Source organism: Paenibacillus solisilvae (genome assembly GCF_042656405.1).
Lineage (GTDB): Bacteria > Bacillota > Bacilli > Paenibacillales > Paenibacillaceae > Paenibacillus_Z > Paenibacillus_Z solisilvae.
The window spans coordinates 1-2787 of record NZ_JBHSOW010000112.1; the positions used below are offsets into that span (position 1 = coordinate 1).

At 49.6% G+C, this 2787-nt stretch carries 3 protein-coding genes; all 3 read right to left on the reverse strand.

Going from position 1 to position 2787, the window contains the following annotated elements; genetic code table 11:
- The coding region (locus ACFPYJ_RS28535) for an asparagine synthase-related protein (protein ID WP_379191648.1) at positions 1-365 on the reverse strand (365 nt) is incomplete at its 3' end.
- 124 nt (positions 366-489) lie between these two features.
- Entirely contained in the window at positions 490-1491 is a 1002-nt protein-coding gene (locus ACFPYJ_RS28540) for an NAD-dependent epimerase/dehydratase family protein (protein ID WP_379191649.1), read from the reverse strand.
- 47 nt (positions 1492-1538) lie between these two features.
- Positions 1539-2513, reverse strand: a complete 975-nt coding sequence (locus ACFPYJ_RS28545; protein WP_379191650.1) for an aldo/keto reductase — start codon at positions 2511-2513, stop codon at positions 1539-1541.
- Positions 2514-2787 lie beyond the last annotated feature (274 nt).

The following is a 2787-nucleotide window of genomic DNA, read 5'->3' on the forward strand; positions in this document are numbered from 1 at the left end:
AAATAAGGATAATCCAATTTCGCCGCAACCTCCTGCAGGTGAGTATACAGCCCGGTTTTGCAGTGATAACAGCGGTCCGGGTTGTTGGCAACGAAGCTGGCGTTTTCGAATTCCTTCACTTCCGTTTTATAGGTCTGAACCCCTATATCGGCGGCAAGCTTCACCGCAGCGTCGAATTCACGGGTCGGGAACGTCTCCGACGCAGCCGTTATGGCGAGCACCTGATCACCTAGCTCCTGTTTCGCGCGTTTCAGGACGAACGTACTGTCGACCCCTCCGGAAAAGGCAATCATAACGCGGCCCATTTCCCTTAAAATTTCACCAAGCTTTCGGTCTTTTTCTTGCAAAGTCAGCAATGTATCCATTTCCGGTTTTCCTCCATATCCAACAAATCGATTCTTCTTTTTTGTATTTTCATGATACGGCCATCCGTGTGTCCACAATTCTGAAGAACTAAGCTCCGTCGATCAGCGAAGCTTGATGGCTGGTTTATCTGAGCTTTAAAGCAGAAAATAGCTGCTGATAGGAATCGACGATGTCGTCTTCCCAGCTTTCCCGACTGGAATCCGGAATCTTGCCGTTGCGGTCCATGTTCTCGATCACTTGGCGCATCCCTTCTTCAAGTGAAATGACAGGTGAGAATTCCGGAACATCACGGAAGATTTTGTCTGCGTTGTAATACACATTATGGGCGAAAATTTCACTGCAGATCGAAAACCGTTCCTGATCGATGGCAACAAGAGTTTGCAATGGAACACCGATCAGCTCCACCTCCCGGCTCAAGACCTTCATAGCCGTGCGATGATGGTCTTCCCAAGTGACAAACCCGCGCGGTACCAGATTGTAAGTTTGCCCGATGCAGTGCGCTTTGCCGATCACCCCTGCAAACCCCTTGGCCGCATCATCCACATGCAAGAAGGAATGGAGAGCTTTACCGTCTCCGCTCACGATAATCGGTTTTCCTTTACGAATGCGATCCAACCAGGAAAAATCCCATGCGACCTGACGAATCAAGCCCATTTGCGGTCCATAGGTTGTCGAAGGTTTAATAATGGTAACGGGAAAACCGTCTTTATGATAAGCTTCCAACAGTGCATGATCCGCGGCAGCTTTCCCTCTTCCGTAGCCCGTTACCGGCCTTAAAGGATGATCCTCCGAAACAGGCAGCCAATCATAGTCAATACCGTATGTGCATACAGTCGAGCACTGGATGAATTGTTTGACATCCCGGAAAGCGGCAAGGCTGCTGACTGCATCTTCTTTTGTGAAGCTGATCATGTCGATCGCAACGTCGAATGATTCCTGCTGCATCGTTTTTTCAAACGTTTCTCTGTCCTTGCGATCGCCCCGAATGACCCTGACTTCTTTCGGCGTCCCCGCGTGATTGCCCCGATTGTAGCAGGTGACGTCATGCCCTTGTTCCAACAACAATTTGACAATGCTGGTGCTGATATTACCGGTTCCGCCTAAAACGACGACTCTCATTCCCATTCACTAATCCTCCTCTAGATAAATGACCGAATTATGCCAAAATCCAGCTATTCTATGGCTTCCTCCCTGCGATCCGTTGCCGGCGGAGGCGTTATCGAAAGCCCGGAAATTTCCTGGCGCCATTCCGGAGTCATTTGTATTTGCAGTGCCGCAAGAGAAGGCTCAAGCTGTTCCATATTGCGAGCTCCGATGATCGGCGCAGTAACCGCTGGATGAGACATGACCCATGCTACGGCAAGGGATGCCGGATGCAGCTCGCGCACCTGCGCATATTCAGTGAATCGTTCCGCGCTCTGGTAATATTGGCTGTCGCCATACCGCAGGCCGTACATCTTCTGCTCAACTAAACGGCCTTGAACCGATTTATTGCCGGATCCGTATTTTCCGGTCAGCAATCCGCCTCCGAGCGGGCTGTACGAAATAATACCGACCTTCTCGGACTCCGCCAAAGGTAGAATTTCCACTTCCGCCTGCCTTTTGACTAAATTGTACATGGGCTGAATGCATTCGAATCGGGCCAGGCTTTCCTTGGAAGAAATGCCGAGCGCCTTGGCGATTTGCCATGCTGCCCAATTGCTGACAGCCGGATAAATAATTTTCCCTTGCTGCTGCAGATCGTCCAAGGCTCTGAGCGTTTCCTCCATTGCCGTATTTGAATCGAAATGATGGACGAAATACAGATCCAGACGGTCGGTGTTCAATCGTTTTAAACTTTTTTCAACCTCCAGCATCATATGCCGGCGGGATAACCCTTTTGCGTTCACGTCTTTCCCCGTCGGCATACATACCTTGGAAGTGAGCACCAGTTCATTCCGGCTGCCGGCAATTAATTTGCCTAGTATTTCTTCCGAACGGCCTTCGTTATATACATTAGCCGTATCGAAGAAATTAATCCCCTGCTCCCGGCACCGCTGAAACATGGCAGCCGATGTTTGTTCATCGGCCGCACCGCCAAAGGACATCGTCCCGAAACAAAGACTGGAAACTTGAATGCCCGTTTTTCCCAGCGTTCTATATTCCATTCTTATACCCCCATTCATGCTGCATGAATATAAAATCGAGAATTTCCCTTGTCTCTTCAACCTATTGCGCAGCACCACAAATTCCGCAGAAGTCCCTCTGTCCATTCTATTCTCTAAGTAAGGTCGGCCTCCTGCGACTAGCGCCTGAGGCCGATCTGGTTTAACGCGTGTTTATTTTTTAAAAAAGTATAAGCAGAAAGGCTTCGCCTTATTCGGCGGCTATTCTGCGTATTTCCGCTAGTGCTGCTTCATCCAAAGTCACATCGATAGCCGG